General features: G+C 74.5%; 13 protein-coding genes. 8 read left to right on the top strand and 5 right to left on the bottom strand.

From position 1 onward, the window contains the following. Positions 1–59 precede the first annotated feature (59 nt). The 4 genes from ACIRD3_RS29135 to ACIRD3_RS29120 all read left to right on the top strand — a co-directional run bounded on the left by ACIRD3_RS29135 (position 60) and on the right by ACIRD3_RS29120 (position 7,692). Entirely contained in the window at positions 60–1,847 is a 1,788-nt protein-coding gene (locus ACIRD3_RS29135) for a GMC oxidoreductase (protein ID WP_402222547.1), read from the top strand. Positions 1,848–2,190: 343 nt separating this feature from the next. Continuing rightward, on the top strand, positions 2,191–3,867 hold the full coding sequence (locus ACIRD3_RS29130) for a hypothetical protein (protein ID WP_402222545.1): 1,677 nt from the start codon (positions 2,191–2,193) through the stop codon (positions 3,865–3,867). A 1,036-nt stretch (positions 3,868–4,903) separates the two neighbouring features. Then, positions 4,904–6,472, top strand: a complete 1,569-nt coding sequence (gene guaA, locus ACIRD3_RS29125) for a glutamine-hydrolyzing GMP synthase (RefSeq protein WP_402222543.1) — start codon at positions 4,904–4,906, stop codon at positions 6,470–6,472. Positions 6,473–6,672: 200 nt separating this feature from the next. Beyond that, entirely contained in the window at positions 6,673–7,692 is a 1,020-nt protein-coding gene (locus tag ACIRD3_RS29120) for a Rieske 2Fe-2S domain-containing protein (protein ID WP_402222540.1), read from the top strand. 19 nt (positions 7,693–7,711) lie between these two features. Here the strand turns inward: ACIRD3_RS29120 and ACIRD3_RS29115 are convergent, their stop codons facing one another. Together ACIRD3_RS29115 and ACIRD3_RS29110 are read right to left on the bottom strand one after the other, a co-directional pair. Beyond that, entirely contained in the window at positions 7,712–7,921 is a 210-nt protein-coding gene (locus tag ACIRD3_RS29115; protein ID WP_402222537.1) for a hypothetical protein, read from the bottom strand. Further along, positions 7,918–9,354: a PspC domain-containing protein gene (locus ACIRD3_RS29110; RefSeq protein WP_402222534.1), complete on the bottom strand. Its 1,437-nt coding sequence runs from the start codon at positions 9,352–9,354 to the stop codon at positions 7,918–7,920. Before ACIRD3_RS29110 ends, ACIRD3_RS29115 begins: the two co-directional genes overlap by 4 nt. Before the next feature lie 134 nt (positions 9,355–9,488). Between ACIRD3_RS29110 and ACIRD3_RS29105 the strand changes: the two genes are divergently transcribed. The 3 genes from ACIRD3_RS29105 (at position 9,489) to pcrA (ending at position 14,355) form a co-directional block, all read left to right on the top strand. Next, positions 9,489–10,949 (top strand): PspC domain-containing protein, encoded by a 1,461-nt coding sequence (locus ACIRD3_RS29105; protein ID WP_402222532.1) that lies wholly within the window; start codon positions 9,489–9,491, stop codon positions 10,947–10,949. Then, positions 10,942–11,619, top strand: a complete 678-nt coding sequence (locus ACIRD3_RS29100; RefSeq protein ID WP_402222529.1) for a LuxR C-terminal-related transcriptional regulator — start codon at positions 10,942–10,944, stop codon at positions 11,617–11,619. The genes ACIRD3_RS29105 and ACIRD3_RS29100 overlap by 8 nt, the downstream gene beginning before the upstream one ends. Before the next feature lie 87 nt (positions 11,620–11,706). Continuing rightward, the gene (gene pcrA, locus ACIRD3_RS29095) at positions 11,707–14,355 is read left to right on the top strand and encodes a DNA helicase PcrA (protein WP_402222526.1); all 2,649 of its coding nucleotides are present in this window, start codon (positions 11,707–11,709) and stop codon (positions 14,353–14,355) included. 16 nt (positions 14,356–14,371) lie between these two features. Here the strand turns inward: pcrA and ACIRD3_RS29090 are convergent, their stop codons facing one another. After that, positions 14,372–15,154, bottom strand: coding sequence for a M23 family metallopeptidase (locus ACIRD3_RS29090; protein ID WP_402222523.1), 783 nt, complete (start codon positions 15,152–15,154; stop codon positions 14,372–14,374). A 324-nt stretch (positions 15,155–15,478) separates the two neighbouring features. On the opposite strand from ACIRD3_RS29090, the gene ACIRD3_RS29085 reads away from it, so the two are divergent. Beyond that, positions 15,479–15,883: a cobalamin B12-binding domain-containing protein gene (locus ACIRD3_RS29085; protein WP_189916109.1), complete on the top strand. Its 405-nt coding sequence runs from the start codon at positions 15,479–15,481 to the stop codon at positions 15,881–15,883. A 117-nt stretch (positions 15,884–16,000) separates the two neighbouring features. Here the strand turns inward: ACIRD3_RS29085 and ACIRD3_RS29080 are convergent, their stop codons facing one another. Together ACIRD3_RS29080 and ACIRD3_RS29075 are read right to left on the bottom strand one after the other, a co-directional pair. Continuing rightward, a complete protein-coding gene (locus ACIRD3_RS29080) occupies positions 16,001–17,599 on the bottom strand; it encodes a DUF5691 domain-containing protein (RefSeq protein WP_402222520.1) in 1,599 nt (532 codons plus the stop codon). A gap of 14 nt (positions 17,600–17,613) precedes the next feature. Beyond that, positions 17,614–18,912, bottom strand: coding sequence for an SWIM zinc finger family protein (locus ACIRD3_RS29075; RefSeq protein WP_402222517.1), 1,299 nt, complete (start codon positions 18,910–18,912; stop codon positions 17,614–17,616). Between the last annotated feature and the right edge of the window lie 21 nt (positions 18,913–18,933).

The following is an 18,933-nucleotide window of genomic DNA, read 5'->3' as shown; positions in this document are numbered from 1 at the left end:
CGGGGCCCCGACTCGTGGTTCCCACAGGCATGTTCAACCCGGCGAAGGAGCGGTGGCAGATGGTGGAGTCCGACGGTGCGGAGTTCGACTACGACGTGGTCGTGGTCGGGTCCGGCTTCGGCGGTTCGGTCGCGGCGCTGCGGCTGACCGAGAAGGGCTACCGGGTCGCCGTCCTGGAGGCCGGGCGGCGCTTCGAGCGGGACGAACTGCCCAGGAACTCCTGGGACCTGCCGAACTACCTGTGGGCGCCGCAGCTCGGGCTGTACGGCATCCAGCGGATCCACCTGCTGGCCAACGTGCTGATCCTGGCCGGCGCCGGGGTCGGCGGCGGCTCGCTGAACTACGCCAACACCCTGTACGTGCCGCCGAAGGCCTTCTTCGAGGACCGCCAGTGGCGCCACATCACCGACTGGCAGGAGGAGTTGGCGCCGTTCTACGACCAGGCGCAGCGGATGCTCGGGGTCCGGCTCAACCCGACCGTCACCCCCTCCGACGTCCACCTCAAGGCCGCCGCCGAGCGGATGGGCGTCGCCGACACCTTCCACATGGCGCCGGTCGGGGTGTTCTTCGGCGACGGCAAGGACACCGACGGCACGGCCAAGGCGGCGCCGGGCGACGAGGTCGCCGACCCGTACTTCGGCGGTGCCGGCCCCGCCCGCAAGGCCTGCGTGGAGTGCGGCGAGTGCATGACCGGCTGCCGGCACGGCGCCAAGAACATGCTCACCGAGAACTACCTGTACCTGGCCGAGCGGGGCGGCGCGGAGATCCACCCGCTCACCACGGTGGCCCGGATCCGGGAAGCGGGCGGCGGCTACGCGGTGGACGTGCGCCGCACCGACTCGCGCTCGAGGACGGACCGGGTGAAGGCGGGCGCGCGGACCATCACCGCCGCCCGGGTGGTGGTCGCGGCCGGCACCTACGGCACCCAGTCGCTGCTGCACCGGATGCGCGCCGACGGGCACCTGCCCCGGATCTCGGCGCGGCTCGGCGAGCTGACCCGCACCAACTCCGAGGCGCTGGTGGGCGCGCAGACCACCGACCGGCGCTACGGCGCCAAGGCGGACTTCACCAAGGGCGTCGCGATCACCTCCTCGATCCACCCGGACGCCAACACCCACATCGAGCCGGTCCGCTACGGCAAGGGCTCCAACGCGATGGGCGCGCTGTCGATCGCCCAGGTCAAGGGCGGTGGAGTCGTCCCGCGCTGGCTGCGCTACCTGGGCAACTCGGTCCGCCACCCGGTGACCTTCGCCCGCTCGATGGACCAGCGCGGGTGGTCCGAGAAGACGATCATCGGCCTGGTGATGCAGTCGCTGGACAACTCGATCACCGTCTCGCTGAAGAAGGGCCCGCTCGGCAAGGCCCGGCTCACCTCCTCGCAGGGCCACGGCGAGCCCAACCCGACCTGGATCCCGGCCGCCGAGCGCGGCGCCCAGGCGCTGGCCGACGAGATCAACGGTTTCGCGGGCAGCACCGTCGGCGAGATCTTCGACATCCCGATGACCGCCCACTTCCTCGGCGGCTGCCCCATCGGCGACGCCCCCGGGACCGGCGTGGTCGACCCGTACCACCGGCTGTACGGCTACCCGGGGATCAGCGTGGTGGACGGCTCGGCGGTCTCCGCCAACCTCGGCGTCAACCCCTCGCTCACCATCACCGCGCAGGCCGAGCGGGCGCTGTCGATGTGGCCGAACAAGGGCGAGGCGGACCCGCGCCCGGCGCAGGACGAGGCGTACCGGCGGGTCACCCCGGTGGCGCCGGTGCGGCCGGCCGTGCCGGAGGGCGCGTTCGGCGCGCTGCGACTGCCGGTGCTGCCCGTCCCGGAGGTCCCGAAGAAGCGCGGCTGAGAGCGGTCGGCGGGGTCAATCCGCTTGCCGCGGTTTCCGGTTGACATCCGTTCGAGTCCGGTGGGATAAACGGGCTCCCTGGGGCGGCCCAGGGACTCGTCGAGCGGGGGGACACCGGTCCATGGCCAACTGCGCATCGTGCGGCGCGACTTCGGTGGAGGGGGCGGCGGCCTGCGGTTCCTGCGGCCGGCCGCTCGCGCCACCGCCCGTACCTCCGGCGCCGCCCGTCGCGCCGCCCGCGGCCGGCCTTTCGGCGGCTCCGCCGGCCGGACCGCCCGGGTACCCGCCGGGAGCGGTGCCGCCCCCACCGCCCCCGCCGCCCGGCCAGGGCCCCGGCGGGCCGGTGCCCGCGCCGCCCGCGCTGGGCAGCTGGGGGGCCGGACGGCCGTATGCCCAGCAGCCGCCCGTCCACCGCCTGCTGACCGGGGCCGACTGGCGCCCGGCGCTCAGGGCGGCCGTCGCGCCGACCCTGGTGCTGCTGCTGGCGGCGCTGATCGCGGCCGTCCCCGGCGACTACCAGTTCGAGTACCGGTTCCGCTCGCCCGAGTTCGGCGACCGCTTCGGCGCGACCCTGTCGATGGCGCTGAACGCGCTCGGCGCGCCGTTCGAGCTCGGCGACCAGAGCCCGCTGAGCCACGGCCACGCCGAGCGGATGGACATCGTCATCCGGATGGCGCCGATGACCGTCACCGTGCTGTGGGGCCTGGCGCTCTGGGCCGGTCTGCGGGCCGGACTGCGCCGGCGCAAGGCGGTGGCGGGCCAGCTGACCCGGGGCCAGGCCGCCGGCGAGGCGCTGCGCACCGCCGTGGTCCTGGGCGCCGTCACCACGGTGCTGTGGGCGGTCGGCGGGACGACCTGGCAGCCGCGGACCGGCTACGACCTCCCGGACTACACCGGCGCCACCGGCCCGGACCTGTCCCGACCGGTGATCACCGCGGGTGCCGGCTGGCTGGAGGCGGTCGGCTGGACGGTGCTTCTGGCCGGTCTACTGGCCTTCGCCGTGTACGGCACCGACGCACTGCGCTGGGCCGCCTGGCGCAGCCGGTCGGTGCGCGGCTGGGCGGTGGCCGCGCTGACCGCGGGCCAGGCGCTGGCGGTGTCGGTGGCGCTGTCCGCCGTCGTGGCCTTCATCCTGGTCGCGGCGAACAGCACCGACGGCGGGCAGATCGGGCTGGCGCTCGCCTTCCTGCCGAACCTCGGCCTCACCCTGCTCGGCTTCGGCTCGGGCGCGACCTTCCAGGCCCACAGCGGTACGTCCGGCGGGACGTCCTGGCGCGACCGCAGCGACGACCTGAACCTCTCCTTCTTCGACCTGCAGGACCAGGTGACCGCCGACTGGCGCTGGGCCGGTCTGCTGGGGCTCGCGGCGGCGGGCACACTCGGCTGGACGGCGTACCGGCGGCAGCTGGACGCGGCCGACCGGCTGCGGCTGGCGGTCGTGCACGCCGGGCTGCTCACCCCGCTGATGGCGGTGGCCGGGGCGATGATGACCCGGACCTCCTCCCTCACGGGCTCCACGACGGGTTGGGGCGGCAGCGGCTCCGGCCTGGTGGCGTCCCAGGAGACCTCGGTCGGGCTGACCTTCCTCACCGTCCTGGCGGCCAACGCGGTCTGGGCGGTGGTCGGCGCGCTGCTGGTGCCGCCGCTGCTGGCGGCGTTCCGCGGCGGGGGCGCGGGCGCCGGGTACGCCAAGGCCGGGTACGGCGGGGGCGGTGTCCCGTACGGCGGGGCGCCGCAGGGCGTGGGGCCGTACCCGTACGCGCCGGTGCCGCCCGAGGTGTCGTACGGGCCGACGCCGCCGCACGGCGTTCCGGCGCAGGCCGCAGTCCCGCAGGCCGGCGCCGCGCAGGCCGCAGTCCCGCAGGCCGGGCCGTCCGTCCCCGGTGCCGGGGTGAGCGAGGTGCTGGGCTCGGAGGAGGCGCCGGCCGCCCCCGCCGCCGGGACGCCGGCTCCCGCCGACGTGCCGCCCCCCCGGGCCGAGGAGCCGGTCGACCCGAGCGTCTGGCGCGAGCACCCCTGAGCGAGGGGCGGAGGGCACGGGGTCGGAGGAGGAAGGGCGCAGGAGCCCGGAAAGGGCAAAGGGCCCCGCGGGGGAACGGGGCCCTTTGTCGCTCAGCACTCGGCGTCAGGGCCGCGCCGGTGCTGGGGTGACGGCGCCGGGGGAGGAGCGCCGTCGTGTCGGTTGGTCCGGGTCGTGGCTCCGCGGCTCCGGCGGGGGTGGCCGGTGGTGCGGAGCGCGCGCGTCCGTGGGGAGGCGGGCGGCAGCGAGGTTTGCGCCGGTCCCATCGCTCACGGAGCGTGAAGTGAAAACCGCTGTCGTCCGCGGTGCGGCGACTGCGGACACCTCGTCGGCGAACCGCCTCGGTGAGCCGTCAGGTCGCCGGGAGAACCGCCTACACCGAGCATCGTGCTGGACGGAGGCCCTGCTCTGCAACCGATTCGGCACAGTTCGATCCGGTCCATTTGCCGTCGGGACGGCCTTCGATGATCACGGTGCGTAGTGGTTCGTCCGGTTGCGGCGCACGGGGACGCGCGTAGCGGCGCGGGGCGGATGGGGGAGTGCGCCGGGTGTGCCCCGGATCGGGACGGGGGTGCGACGGCCGGTCCCGGGCGTCCCCGGACTCCGGCCGTCCCACCTCTCGGCCCAGTCGCGGCCGGGTTCGCTGTCCCCTGCTGGCCGACCGCGGCACCGGCGCACGGTCCCACGGAGCCGCGCTCCCGGCGAGCCGGGCGGCGGCGCCACATGCGCCGGTGGACTGGGGTGGAGCTCCACGCGTGGTCCTGCTGCCGTACGGCGTGCCCCCGCGGGGGTCGGTCGGCGCGTCTGGCGGACGCGGCGCGGCCGTGCGGTCGTCTGAAGCAACGAACTTCGGCCCCGCGCGGTCACGGTCCTTTGGACGGGCAGACGAGTGAAACCGGACAGCCCGGTAGAATCGGTGTCCAGACACCCCACACCCGTCCGCCGCCGCTGCCCCAGCCGGGGAGGCGGTTCAGCGCGACACCTCGATACCGCTGCCGGAAGGCCGTCTGTGTCCTCTGCAATTCCCGTCCAGTCCGTGCCGGACAACGACACCGTCCTGGTGGTCGACTTCGGTGCCCAGTACGCCCAGCTCATCGCCCGTCGGGTGCGTGAGGCGCGGGTCTACAGCGAGATCGTGCCGAGCAGCATGCCGGTCGCCGAGATGCTCGCCAAGAACCCGAAGGCGATCATCCTCTCCGGCGGTCCGTCGTCGGTCTACGAAGAGGGCGCGCCCCAGCTCGACCGTGCGATCTTCGAGGCCGGGGTCCCGGTCTTCGGCATGTGCTACGGCTTCCAGCTGATGGCCAAGGCGCTGGGCGGCACCGTCGACAACAACGGCGCCCGCGAGTACGGCCGCACCCCGCTGACCGTCTCCCGCAGCGGCTCCACCCTGTTCGAGGGCGTCCCCGCGAAGCACTCGGTGTGGATGTCGCACGGCGACGCCTGCTCCGCCGCTCCGGAGGGCTTCACCGTCACCGCCTCCACCGACCTGGTCCCGGTCGCGGCCTTCGAGAACGACGAGGCCCGGCTGTACGGCGTCCAGTACCACCCCGAGGTGCTGCACTCCGACCACGGCCAGCAGATCCTGGAGCACTTCCTCTACCGCGGCGCCGGCATCGCCCCGACCTGGACCACCGGCAGCGTGGTCGAGGAGCAGATCGCCCTGATCCGCGAGCAGGTCGGCGACAAGCGCGCGATCTGCGGCCTGTCCGGCGGCGTGGACTCCGCGGTCGCGGCCGCCCTGGTCAACAAGGCCATCGGTGACCGGCTGACCTGCGTGTACGTGGACCACGGCCTGATGCGCAAGGGCGAGACCGAGCAGGTCGAGAAGGACTTCGTGGCCGCCACCGGCGTGCAGCTGAAGGTCGTCGACGCCGCCGAGCGCTTCCTGAACGCGCTGAAGGGGGTCACCGACCCCGAGGAGAAGCGCAAGATCATCGGCCGCGAGTTCATCCGGGTCTTCGAGCAGGCCCAGGCCGAGATCATCGCCGAGGCCGGCGAGCACGGCGAGTCGGTCGACTTCCTGGTCCAGGGCACCCTGTACCCGGACGTGGTGGAGTCCGGCGGCGGCACCGGCACCGCCAACATCAAGTCCCACCACAACGTCGGCGGCCTGCCCGAGGACCTGCAGTTCCAGCTGGTCGAGCCGCTGCGCAAGCTGTTCAAGGACGAGGTCCGGATGGTCGGCCAGGAGCTGGGCCTGCCGGAGGAGATCGTCCAGCGCCAGCCGTTCCCGGGCCCGGGCCTGGGCATCCGGATCGTCGGCGAGGTCACCAAGGAGCGTCTGGACCTGCTCCGCGACGCGGACGCCATCGCCCGCGAGGAGCTGACCGCGGCCGGTCTGGACCGCGAGATCTGGCAGTGCCCGGTCGTGCTGCTCGCCGACGTGCGCAGCGTGGGCGTGCAGGGCGACGGCCGCACCTACGGCCACCCGATCGTGCTGCGTCCGGTCTCCTCCGAGGACGCCATGACCGCCGACTGGTCGCGCCTGCCGTACGACGTGCTGGCCCGGATCTCCACCCGGATCACCAACGAGGTCCGCGACGTGAACCGCGTCGTCGTCGACGTCACCAGCAAGCCGCCGGGCACCATCGAGTGGGAGTAGTCCTCCCGCCGGCCGTCGGACCGACGGCCGGAGCCTGAACGGTCGCGCCGTCGTTCCCGTACTGAAGGGAGCGGCGGCGCGGCCGTTCGCGGTGCGGGTGCCGCCCTCCAGGTGGGACGTCCCACCGAAAGCGAGCAGGAGCGGGCAGAATGCGGACCGGATCTGTCAGGGAGTGGCAGACGAGAGGGAAGGTGTACGCGATGTCGGAGGCCAGCAACCCGGTGCCGGCCGGCGGGGGAGCGGTCGGGCGGGCCGAACGGGCGGCGCAGCGGCGGGCGCTCGCGTCCAGGTACGCACTGCTGCCGCTGCGGCTCTTCCTCGGAGTCACCTTCGTCTACGCCGCCCTCGACAAGCTCTCGGACGCGCACTTCCTGGCCGGAGCGGGCGACCCGGCCTCGTTCGTCTCGCAGACCCAGGCGGCCAAGGCCGGCGGCAGCCCGATCTCCTTCCTGCTCGGCCCCGCGCTCGACCACCCGACGCTGTTCGCGCTCGCCATCGCCTTCGGCGAGCTGGCGGTCGGCCTCGGCACCCTGCTCGGCCTCTGGGGCCGGGTCGCCGCGCTCGGCGGCGCGCTGCTCAACCTCAGCCTCTGGCTGACCGTCAGCTGGAGCGTCTCGCCGTACTACCTCGGCAACGACCTCGCCTACCTGATGGCCTGGACCCCGCTGGTGCTGGCCGGCACCCCGTACCTGTCGGTGGACGGCTGGCTCGCCCGCCGGGCCCGCCGGGACCGCGCGCGCGGGCTGGCCGAGGACCAGGTCAAGCGCCGGGCGCTGGTGGACGGCGGGATCGCGGCCGTCGCGATCGGCGGGGCCGGGCTGCTCTCCGGTTCGCTGACCCGCACCTTCGGCCGGGACGGGCAGGCCGCGCCCAAGCAGTCGGCGGCCCCGGTCTCCACCGCCCCGGGGCCGGCCCCCACGGTGTCCGCCGCGAGCGTGCCGGTCGGCGGCTCGGCCCAGGTCAAGGACCCGGCCACCGGCGACGCCGTCTACATCGTGCAGCCCAAGGCGGGCCAGTACTGCGGCCTCTCCTCGGTGTGCACCCACTCCGGCTGCGCCGTGGACGCCCCGAAGGACGGCCGGCTGCGCTGCCCCTGCCACGGCTCGGTGTTCGACGCGGCCACTGGGGCGGTGCTGAACGGCCCCGCGGTCAAGCCGCTGCCGAAGTACGGCGTCACCAAGGACGGGGACAAGCTGACCCTGGGCCCGCAGCAGAGCTGAGGCCCGGGGCCCGGGAGGGTCAGTCCTCGCGGTCGGGGCGGCCGCGCCGGGCCACCGCGGCGACCGCGCCCGCCAGGCCGCCGACGCCGAGCACGATGAAGGTGACCGGGATGACGATCCGGCCGTTCACCGACTGGTCGTTGACCGCCGCGACCAGGTAGAGCACGGCGAGCACGGTGAACAGCGCGCCCGCGATCAGCGAGAACAGGTCGAGCCGGTGCTTCCTCACTGCTGGACCACCTTGATGTCGCCGAGCCCGATGCCGAGTTCGAGGTTGAGCGTGCCCTTGGAGGCCTGGCCGCCGGCCGGGCCGATCAGATAGCTGTGCCGTCCGGTGCCGTCGCTGCGGTCGCCGGGGACGGTGACGTCGCCGAGGCCGACCCGGGCGGTCACGTTCACCGTGACGTCGTCCGGCACGGTGACGGTCATCTGGCCGGCGCCGAGGTCGACCTTGGTGGAGAGGGTCGCCCCGGCCGGGGCCAGCCCGGACAGGTTCAGCCGGATGTTGCCGGCGCCGAGGTTGTAGCGGTCGTGCAGCTCGGACGACGAGGTGACCGTCCAGTCGCGCTCGCCGACGGCGTCGTGCACCGAGTTCGGCGAGTGGCCGACGAAGGCCAGGGCCAGGGTGAGCAGCAGGCCGGTCACGGCGAGCTTGCGGGCCCGGCCGAACTTCGCGCCGACCAGCATGGTGAGGCCGACCACCAGCAGCGCGGTGGCCAGCACGGTCGTGCTCCGCACGGTCGGGTCGTGGTGGTCCGCGGAGGCGGCCCAGACCGCGGCGCCCGCGCCGATCGCCAGCAGGAAGCCGAAGAAGCCGAGCGCCGAACCCTCCCGGGGCCGGTGCGCCACGGTCGGCTCGGAGCGGCGCTTCGGGCTCTCCTTGCGCAGCGGGTCGCCCTCGGGCAGGTCGGTGCGCTGCCACCAGGGCTGGGCCGGGCCGCCGACCGGTGGCACCGGGGTGCCGAACGGCGGGGTCGGGGTCGCCGAGCCGGCGCCGTACGGGTTGCGCTCGGGGTGGCGCGGGTCCCACAGGTAGCCGCCGGCGCCCGGCGGCGGGCTGTCCGCGGGAACGGTTCCGGCGGCCCGGTCGGCGGCGTGCCCGGCGCGGGCCGCCTCGTCCTGCTCCGGCCGCGGCCAGACGTAGCCCCCGGACTCGGCGCCGGACTCCGGGAAGTGGCGGTCGTACGGGCCGCCGTGCCGGCGCCCGCGCCCGCGTCCCCGGCGGCGGTCCGGGTCGTAGCGCACCGCCAGGAAGACCAGGCCGGCCAGCAGGAGCAGCGGGAACATCTGGTCGCCGTCGCCCATCGAGGAGAAGAACACCCCGGTGCCGATCACGGTCAGCAGCACCGCGCCGACCGACTGGCCGTCCACCCGGCCGGTGAGCACCCGCTGGAGCTCGGTGCGCCCGCCGCGGCCCTTGGCCGCGTCGTCGGTCGGGACGATCAGCCAGGCCAGGCCGTACAGGAACAGCCCGAGGCCGCCGGAGAGGCAGAGCACCACGATGACCACCCGGAAGACCACCGGGTCGATGTCCAGGTGCCGGCCGAGGCCGCCGCAGACGCCGGCCACCACGCGGTGGTGCTCGGCCCGGGTCAGTGGCGGGCGTTCCGGTTCCGGCGGGGCGGCGGGCCCGGCCTCCTCGATGCGGGGGTCCTCGGTCATGGGCCCCATCCTTCCGGCAGGTGCCGGTCCGGCCCAACCGGGAGCACCCCTGCCCGTACCCTGACTTGTCCCTGATTCGGGCTAGGGACACACCCTGATGCGCCCGCGGGCGCCCGCGTGGAACCATCGGTGGCGTGGCAGCCCCCGGTACCGATCCCCGAACCCTCGCCCCCGACGCCGCGCCGTCGGCCGGCGCCGACCCCAACGCGTCCGACGGGGCGAAGCCGCCGTACCGCCGGCTCTACCGCAGCCCGCAGGGCCGGATGCTCGGCGGCGTCGCGCACGGCCTGGCGGTGCACCTCGGGCTGCCGGTGCGCTGGGTGCGGCTCGCCTTCGTCCTGCTGTTCTTCGCGCAGGGGATCGGTGCCCTGCTGTACGCCGCGTTCTGGTTCGTGGTGCCGATCGGCATCGGCGAGCCCTCGGCGCGCGGCGGCGCCCAGTGGGTCTACCTCAACGGCGTGTTCGTGCCGGCCGCGCCCGGGCTGCAGGGCGGGCTGCTGAGCAAGGGGAACACCGGCGGCTGGCTGGGCCGGCTGCGCCGGCTGCTCCAGCACACGCTGCAGGGCGAGCCGGTGGCGGCGCCCGCGGAGGGCGGGGCCGCGGCGCCGTCCGCCAAGACCGGGCAGGGCGGGCTCGGCCAGCTCGCCGCCCTGGTCATGGTCGTGATCGGCCTGATCGCCCTGCTCAACGTGCTCGGCTGGCAGACCGCCAAGCCGTACACCTGGCCGCTGCTGGCGATCGGCGTCGGCGTCGCGCTGGTCTGGCGGCAGGCCGACGACTCGCGCTGGCAGCGCTGGTTCGGCATCGAGGAGGGCGAGAAGCGGCGCGGCGCCTACACCAGGGTCGGCGCCGGCGTGCTGCTCGCGGTCGCCGGCACCATCGCGCTGCTCGCCATGCAGGGCAGCGGCTCCACGCTCAGCTCGGTCATCGAGGCCTCGCTCGCGGTGCTCGCCGGCGTGCTGGTCCTGCTCGGCCCGTACGGTCTGCGGCTCTGGCAGGACCTCGGGGCCGAGCGCACCGCCCGCATCCGCGCCCAGGAGCGCGCCGAGATCGCCGCGCACATCCACGACTCCGTGCTGCACACCCTGACCCTGATCCAGCGCCGGGCCGAGGACCCCAAGGAGGTGCTGCGGCTGGCGCGTTCGCAGGAGCGTGAGCTGCGGCTGTGGCTGTACCGCCCGGAGGCCGCCGCCGAGGCCGCGCCGGACACCATGGCGGAGACCCTGCGCGCCGCCGTCGCCGAGGTCGAGGACCGGCATGGCGTCCAGGTCGAGCTGGTGATCGTCGGCGACTGCCCGATGGACGAGAAGATCGCGGCACAGATGCAGGCCGCGAGGGAGGCGACCGTCAACGCGGCCAAGTACGGTGGCGGGGGACCGGTCCAGGTCTACGCCGAGGTCGAGGGGAGGACGGTGTCGGTGTTCGTCCGTGACCACGGGCCCGGCTTCGACCCCGACACGGTGCCGGAGGACCGGATGGGCGTACGGGAGTCGATCATCGGCCGGATGAAGCGCAACGGCGGCACCGCTCGGGTGCGGCCGGCGGCGGGCGGCGGTACCGAGGTCGAGCTGGAGATGGAGAGAACGAATGACTGAGGCAGCGCCGGAGCGCACGGCCAGGGTCGTCCTGGTGGACGACCACCGGATGTTCCGGACGGGGGTCAGGGCCGAGATCGGTCGTACCGACGTGACCGGCATCGACGTGGTGGGCGAGGCCGACGACGTGGACTCCGCGGTCCGCGTGGTCGCCGAGACCAGGCCCGACGTGGTGCTGCTCGACGTGCACCTGCCCGGGGGCGGCGGCGTCGAGGTGCTGCGCCGCTCGGTCGGCGTGATGGGCGAGCAGGGAGGGGTCAAGTTCCTGGCGCTGTCCGTCTCCGACGCCGCCGAGGACGTCATCGGCGTGATCCGCGGCGGCGCGCGCGGCTACGTCACCAAGACCATCACCGGCACCGACCTGGTGAACGCGATCTTCCGGATCGCCGACGGCGACGCGGTGTTCTCGCCCCGCCTGGCCGGCTTCGTCCTGGACGCCTTCGCGGCCACCGACACCCCGCCGGTCGACGAGGACCTGGACCGGCTCACCCAGCGCGAGCGCGAGGTGCTGCGGCTGATCGCCCGCGGCTACGCCTACAAGGAGATCGCCAAGCAGCTCTTCATCTCGGTGAAGACCGTCGAGAGCCACGTCTCCGCCGTCCTGCGCAAGCTCCAGCTGAGCAACCGGCACGAGCTGACCCGCTGGGCCACCGCCCGCCGCCTGGTCTGAGCCTCTCCTCCGAGGTCGAGCCCGTCCGGTCCGGATTCCTCCGGGCCTGACGGGCTTGTCGGTGGGTGGCCATAGACTCGGAGTGCCATGAGTAGCCTCTTTGACGACCTTCCGCTCCCCGGTTTCGAGGCACCCGCCGCCGGGTCGAAGCAGCCCGCCGAGCCCATCGACGAGGAGCCCCCGCCGTACGGGGACGACGTTCCGTACGACGCGTACGAGGAGGCGATCCCGGAGGGGCTGTTCCGGACGACGGCCTTCGACCAGCCCGGGGGCGCCGCCGAGGCGGAGCGGGACGCCTGGTACCGCAACGGCGCCGCCCGCACGGTGGTCGATCCGGCGCAGCTGCTGGAGGGCATGAACGACCCGCAGCGCGAGGCGGTGCTGCACGCGGGGTCCCCGCTGCTGATCGTGGCGGGTGCCGGCTCCGGCAAGACCCGGGTGCTGACGCACCGGATCGCCCACCTGCTGGGCGCCCGCGGGGTGCAGCCGGGGGAGATCCTGGCGATCACCTTCACCAACAAGGCCGCCGGCGAGATGCGCGAGCGCGTCGAGGCGCTGGTCGGCCCGCGGGCCCGGGCGATGTGGGTGTCCACCTTCCACAGCGCCTGCGTGCGGATCCTGCGCCGCGAGTCCAAGCAGCTGGGCTTCACCTCCAGCTTCTCCATCTACGACTCGGCCGATTCGCAGCGGCTGATGTCGCTGGTCTGCCGCGACCTCGACCTGGACCCGAAGCAGTTCCCGCCGAAGTCCTTCACGGCGAAGATCAGCAACCTCAAGAACGAGCTGATCGACGAGGAGACCTTCGCCGACCAGGCCGCCAACCCGATGGAGAAGAAGCTCGCCGAGGCGTACGCGCTGTACCAGCGGCGGCTGCGCGAGGCCAACGCGCTGGACTTCGACGACATCATCATGACGACGGTGAACCTGCTGCAGGCCTTCCCCGACGTCGCCGAGCACTACCGGCGCCGGTTCCGGCACATCCTGGTCGACGAGTACCAGGACACCAACCACGCCCAGTACATGCTGGTCCGGGAGCTGAGCGGCGGGTCCGTCGCGGCCGCGCCGAAGCGCACCGCGGACGGGGACTTCGTGAACCCGGCCGCCGCGCACCTCGCCGAGGTGCCGCCGGCCGAGCTGTGCGTGGTCGGTGACGCGGACCAGTCGATCTACGCCTTCCGCGGCGCGACCATCCGCAACATCCTCCAGTTCGAGGAGGACTACCCGAACGCGACGACGATCCTGCTGGAGCAGAACTACCGCTCCACGCAGACCATCCTGAGCGCCGCCAACGCCGTCATCGAGCGCAACGCCAACCGCCGCGAGAAGAAGCTCTGGACGGCGGGCGACCACGGCGAGAAGGTCGTCGGCTACGTCGCGGACGACGAGCACGGCGAGGCCCAGTTCATCGCCGACGAGATCGACCGGCTCACCGACAAGGGCGAGGCCAAGCCCGGCGACGTCGCGATCTTCTACCGGACCAACGCCCAGTCCCGCGTCTTCGAGGAGGTGTTCATCCGGGTCGGTCTGCCGTACAAGGTGGTCGGCGGGGTGCGCTTCTACGAGCGCAAGGAGGTCCGGGACGTCCTGGCGTACCTGCGGGTGCTCTCCAACCCGGAGGACACCGTGCCGCTGCGCCGGATCCTCAACGTGCCCAAGCGCGGCATCGGCGAACGGGCCGAGGCGATGGTCGACGCGCTGGCCGCGCGGGAGCGGATCTCCTTCGCGCAGGCGCTGGCGCGGGTGGACGAGGCGTACGGGATGGCCGCGCGCTCGGCCAACGCGGTGAAGAAGTTCAACACCCTGATGGCCGGGCTGCGCCAGGTCGTCGAGTCGGGCGCGGGCCCGGCGGCGGTCCTGGAGGCCGTCCTGGAGGAGACCGGCTACCTCGCCGAGCTCCAGTCCTCCACCGACCCGCAGGACGAGACCCGGGTGGAGAACCTGCAGGAGCTCGCCTCCGTCGCCCTGGAGTACGAGCAGGACCCGGGCGAGCGGCCGGACGCCGGGGAGGACGGCGCGCCGCCGGTCGGCTCGCTGGCCGACTTCCTGGAGCGGGTCGCGCTGGTCGCCGACTCGGACCAGATCCCGGACGAGGACGAGGAGGGGCGGGGCGTCATCACGATGATGACCCTGCACACCGCCAAGGGCCTGGAGTTCCCGGTCGTCTTCCTGACCGGCATGGAGGACGGGATCTTCCCGCACATGCGGGCGCTCAACCAGGTCAAGGAGCTGGAGGAGGAGCGCCGGCTCGCGTACGTCGGCCTCACCCGGGCGCGCGAGCGGCTGTACCTGACCCGCTCGGTGCTGCGCAGCGCCTGGGGGCAGCCGGCGTACAACCCGGCCTCGCGGTTCCTGGAGGAGATCCCGGACACCCTGGTGGAGTGGAAGCGCACCGGCGCGGCGCAGTCGCCGGTCCAGCGTGGCTTCTCCTCGGGTTCGTCCTGGGGCAAGTCCTCCTCCGGGGGCGGCAGTTCGCGCTCCTCCTCGGGTTCGTCCGGGTCCTCGGCCTCGGCCGCGCCGAAGGCGGGCTGGGGGCAGTCCGCGCGGCGCGGCGGCAAGGTCGTGGAGCGCGACGTCGTCTCGCTGGCGGTCGGCGACCGGGTCACCCACGACAGCTTCGGGCTGGGCACGGTGGTGGCCGTGACGGGCGTGGGCGACCGGGCGCAGGCCACCGTCGACTTCGGCACGGACGGGCGCAAGCAGCTGCTGCTGCGCTACGCGCCCGTCGAGAAGCTGTAGCGCGACGACGTCGTGACTAGCGGGGGTCCAGGCCGTTGGCCAGGAACCACGGCAGCGGGTCGACCGGCCCGCTGCCGGCCGGCCGGATCTCGAAGTGCAGGTGCGGGCCGGTGCTGTTGCCGCTGCTGCCGACGAAGGCGATGACGTCGCCCTGCTTCACCGGCCCCTTGCGGATCTTGTACGCGCGCAGGTGGCAGTACCAGGCCTCGGTGCCGTCGGACATCTTGAGTATCGACATGTAGCCGTAGAACGGGTTCCACTGGGTGCGGATCGTGCCGTCGGCGACGGCCATGACCTGGGAGCCGCCGTCCACCGGGAAGTCGATGCCGGTGTGCCGGTTGGCCCAGTGGGTGCCGGCCTCGCCGAACAGCTCGCCGAGGCCGTGCCGGGCGACCGGCATGACCACCTTGGGTTTGACCGGTTCGGGGGCCGGTTCGGCGGCGGGCGGAGCGGTCGGGGCCTCGGTCGGCTGGGCGCCGGCCAGCGGCTGGCGGGCGTCGCCGCGCGAGGCCTGGGGCTGGTCGCCGGCCGCGACGGCCTGCCGGGCCGCCGCGCCGGCCGTGTCGTCCGGGGCGTCCGCCGCCGAGACCTGTGTCGGCACCCGTCCGTCCCGCTCCTGCACCACCGTGACGGCCGCCGCGCCGGCGACCCCGAGCGCGGCCACCGACGGCAGCGCGACCCGCAGCAGCGCCGTCCGGGTGGCCGCCCTGGCGGCGCCGCGGCGCTGGGCGCGGGACTGCTCGCGGGCGGCGAGGCGCAGCTCCGCACGGGTCGGACGGGCGGCTGCTTCGGGAGCCATCGGGGGCTGCCTCCTCGGTGGGCCTCGGGCGCGTCGTCGGGCGAGGTCAAACAGCCGCGACTGTAGCCCCAAGGCCGACGCCCCGGAAAAACCTCCGGTTGTCAAGGGGTCGCCCGGGGGGTCTGTGGGGAGGTTGCCGGGAGAGGGGTATACCCGCTGGTAGCAAGCCCTGGAGCTGTGACTTTGCCCTCCTCTTCGGAGGCGGCGCGGTCAACCGGGCCGGGTGGCGCTAACCTCCCCTCAGGTTGGTTATTGACCGTTAACCGCGCCCGTGGCCCACGAGGTCCCGGTCGGGTGGTGGACGACGAGGTCCAGGAGGCAGTGATGAGTGTGTCGGGGCCGATCCGTGTGGTGGTCGCCAAGCCGGGGCTCGACGGTCACGACCGTGGCGCCAAGGTCATTGCGCGTGCCCTGCGCGACGCCGGTATGGAGGTCATCTACACCGGGCTGCACCAGACGCCCGAGCAGGTCGTCGACACCGCGATCCAGGAGGACGCGGACGGCATCGGGCTGTCGATCCTCTCCGGCGCCCACATGACGCTGTGCGCGCGGGTGCTGGAGCTGCTGAAGGAGCGCGACGCGGCGGACATCAAGGTCTTCTGCGGGGGGATCATCCCGGACGAGGACATCGCCGAGCTGAAGGCGATGGGCGTCGCGGACATCTTCACCCCGGGCACGCCCACCCGGGACGTGGTCGCCTGGGTCGAGGCCAACCTGCGGGCGAGCTGATCCCACCCGGACCGCTGCGCGGTGCGATGAGCGGGCCGGCCCCTCGGGGGTCGGCCCGCTCTGTCGTCCTCGGGCCCGCTCTGTCGTCCCAGGGCGCTTCCTGGAGCCCGTCCGGCGTCAGCCCGCCAGTTCGGCGAGCATCGCGGCCCGGAAGCGCAGGGTGCCGGCCAGCCGGGCGAAGGTCTCGGCCCAGGCGGAGTCCGGGGCGGCCCCGGCGGCCAGCTCCTCCACCGCGACGGCCGTCTCCGGGGCGAGCGCGCGCTCCGTCATCCCGAGCACCCCGCTGTGGCTCCACGGGTACGCACCGGAGGCGGCGGCCCGGGCCAGGGCGCTCACCACGGCGGTGGACAGCGGTGGGGTCCACGGGGTGGCGCAGGCACCGAGCAGCTGGAAGGCCTCGCCCAGCCCGTGCACCTCGATGAACGCGGCCGTCCAGGCGGCCCGCTCCTCGGGCGGCAGGACGGCCAGCAGCTTGGCCGGGGCGCCGGTGACGCGCGGGGCGCGGGCCCGGCCGGCGCCGCGGGCGGCCGGCACCGGGGCCGGGCCGAGCAGCGCCCGGGCCCAGTCGGCGTCGTTCTGCCGGACGGCGGCGCGCGCCCAGGCCTCCCGGAGGTCGTCGGCCCAGCTGCTGCTGGTCTCGTCGATGCTGTCGCCGACCCGCAGGGCGAGCAGTTGTTCGGGCGTCAGACCGGTGCTCTCCGGCCAGACCGCGAGCGGGGCGGCGGCCACCACCTCGCCGAACCACCAGGCCCGTTCGCCGCGTCCGGTGGGGGACCTGGGGGTGATGCCGTCGCGCTGCATCTGCGCGTCGCACTCGACGGGCGGGGTGACCAGCAGGTGGGTGCCCGCCTCGGCGAGGCGGACGGCGGTGCGCGCCCGCTCGGCCATCCGACCCGCCAGGGCGGAGCCGGGCAGGGTGGAGAGCAGTTCGGCGGCGGTGGCCCGGACGTTCTTGCTGCGGTCGCCGAGGGCGGCCTCCAGGAACGGTTCGTCGGCGGGGGAGAGGCCGTCCTGGAGGGCGTCCAGGAAGAGCAGGCGGTCCTCGGCGCGCTCGGTGGACCAGGTGCTCCGCAGCAGCTCCAGCCCGGCGGCCGGGTCGCTGCGGCGCAGCAGCGTGAGGTGGGTGACGCGCTCGGCGAACAGGCCCTCGTGCCACAGGTGGTGGTCGGTGGGGGCGTCACTCGGCGCCGGCGCCTGGACGGTGGTGCGCAGGACGAACCGCCAGTCGGGGTTCTGCTCGCCCAGCCAGCGGCCCAGCGGGCCGGCCAACGCGACGGCGTCGGAGCGCAGTTCGCTGCGCGCGCGGGCGGCGTCGAGCAGCCCGGGTATCAGCGCGGCGGGCGGCCGCAGGCCCCGGGCGCGGGCGGTGGCGAGCCACTGCGGCAGCAGCTCGGTCAGGTTGGCCAGGGTGCCCGCGCCGCCGCTGCCCGTACGGCCGGCCAGCAGGACGGCCAGCCGACGGGCGGCCGGTTCGGACAGCTCCGGGCGGGGGTCCTCGGGCGAGGGCGGGCCGGGCGGTTCGGCGGCCGGTACGGGCAGCGCGCCCGCCCGGCGGCGCACGGTGGCGAGGGCGGCCAGCTCCAGCAGCGCGGTGGCCGGGTCGGTGAGGTCCACGGCGTCGGCGAGCGGCAGGGCGGTGGCCGGGACCGGGCGGCGGTCGGTGCCGAGCAGGGCGCTGGTGTGCAGGGTCTCCCACGGGTCCTGGATGGTCGTCATTCTCGGTGCGCTCCCTAGGGGTTGGTGAGGCCGACCGGGCGGTGCCCGGCGGGCCAGGCCGTGACCGGGGCGAAGCCCTGGTGGCCGTACTCGCCGAAGACCGTCAGCGGACGGCCGGTGGAGACCGCGGCCAGCCGCCACAGCGCCGCCTCCGGGACGGCCGGGGCGCGGACGGGCAGGGTGTGCCGGCCGTCCGTCAGGTACCAGCCGTCAGGGGCGCGGACCGGGACGACGTCGGCGAGGGTGGTGGGCCAGCTCTCCAGCCACGGGTCGTCGGCGACGGCGGTGCCGTACCCGGCCACCGCCTCGGCGACGGTGAGCCCCGCGGGCGGGTCGGCCGGGCCGGCCTCGGGGGCGCCGTAGCGGGTGCCGAGGACGGCGCGCAGCGGGCGGGCGCCGGGGTGGTAGGCGAGTTCGGCCTCCAGCAGGTGGCCGGTGGGCAGGGCGAGGTCGGGTGCCTGGCCGGGGCGGCCGAAGGCGAGCAGCAGGGCCGTGCGGCCGGTCTTGGCCCCGCGCAGCCAGACCCGGCGGGTCGTGAGCCGCTCGTCGGCGGTGTCGCGGCTGCCGAGCACCAGCCAGCGGTCGCGGACGGTGGGGCCGGCCAGCACCTCGGCGGCGTCCAGGGTGTAGCCGACCCGGGTGCGGACGGTGGCGGCGAGCTCGGCGGGCAGCTCGTCGACCCGGGTGGCGGCGGTGGCGAGCAGGTGCAGCATCGCGTACTCCTCCAGCAGCCGCTCCTGCGGCAGCGCGTCGAGTTCGCGGACCCGGGTGGCCAGGCCGGGGGCCTGCGCGTCGACCATCCGGGCGGCGACCTCCTCCCAGGGCCCGGCGGTGGACTGGTCGGCCAGCCCGTGCCGGACCCGGTCGGCCAGGCGCAGCCGCAGCTCGGCCGCGCCGGCCGCGACCCGGGCGCCGCGCTTCTCGGCCCGGCGCCGGGCGGCCTCAGGGTCGGCCGGGGCCGCCGCGCGCTTCTCGGCGCGCTCCTGACGGGCCTTGAGCCAGTCGTCCGCCCAGTCGGCGGGTTCGGCGGCCGGGACGGCCTCCGGGGAGCCGCTCCACAGCAGGAGGAGTCCGAGCGCGTGCTTGCACGGGAACTTCCGGCTGGGGCAGCTGCACTGGTAGGCGGGCGTGGCGAGTTCGATCACGGTGCGGTACGGCGTGCGGCCGCTGCCCTTGCACTCGCCCCAGACCGCGGTGCCGTCGGTGCCCGTGCCGGACCACGGCGCGGGCGAGGAGAGCTTGCCCGCGGACTTCTGCGACGAGGCGTCAGGCGCCAGGGACAGGACGTGTTCGGTGCTCCAGCGTTCCTCCATGCGACCGACCGTAGGCGGCGG

The sequence above is a fragment of the Kitasatospora sp. NPDC093550 genome (assembly GCF_044764985.1).
Lineage (GTDB): Bacteria > Actinomycetota > Actinomycetes > Streptomycetales > Streptomycetaceae > Kitasatospora.
The sequence above is the reverse complement of the archived record's forward strand: the minus strand, read 5'-3'. Positions and strand labels throughout refer to the sequence as shown.

What these genes read in the sequence shown, in the direction of transcription:
- ACIRD3_RS29110 (WP_402222534.1), bottom strand. Translation starts at nt 9,354, where the DNA reads ATGACCGAGGACCCCCGCATCGAGGAGGCCGGGCCCGCCGCCCCGCCG.
- ACIRD3_RS29090 (WP_402222523.1), bottom strand. Translation starts at nt 15,154, where the DNA reads ATGGCTCCCGAAGCAGCCGCCCGTCCGACCCGTGCGGAGCTGCGCCTC.
- ACIRD3_RS29120 (WP_402222540.1), top strand. Translation starts at nt 6,673, where the DNA reads ATGTCGGAGGCCAGCAACCCGGTGCCGGCCGGCGGGGGAGCGGTCGGG.
- ACIRD3_RS29100 (WP_402222529.1), top strand. Translation starts at nt 10,942, where the DNA reads ATGACTGAGGCAGCGCCGGAGCGCACGGCCAGGGTCGTCCTGGTGGAC.
- ACIRD3_RS29080 (WP_402222520.1), bottom strand. Translation starts at nt 17,599, where the DNA reads ATGACGACCATCCAGGACCCGTGGGAGACCCTGCACACCAGCGCCCTG.
- ACIRD3_RS29085 (WP_189916109.1), top strand. Translation starts at nt 15,479, where the DNA reads ATGAGTGTGTCGGGGCCGATCCGTGTGGTGGTCGCCAAGCCGGGGCTC.
- ACIRD3_RS29075 (WP_402222517.1), bottom strand. Translation starts at nt 18,912, where the DNA reads ATGGAGGAACGCTGGAGCACCGAACACGTCCTGTCCCTGGCGCCTGAC.
- pcrA (WP_402222526.1), top strand. Translation starts at nt 11,707, where the DNA reads ATGAGTAGCCTCTTTGACGACCTTCCGCTCCCCGGTTTCGAGGCACCC.
- ACIRD3_RS29135 (WP_402222547.1), top strand. Translation starts at nt 60, where the DNA reads ATGGTGGAGTCCGACGGTGCGGAGTTCGACTACGACGTGGTCGTGGTC.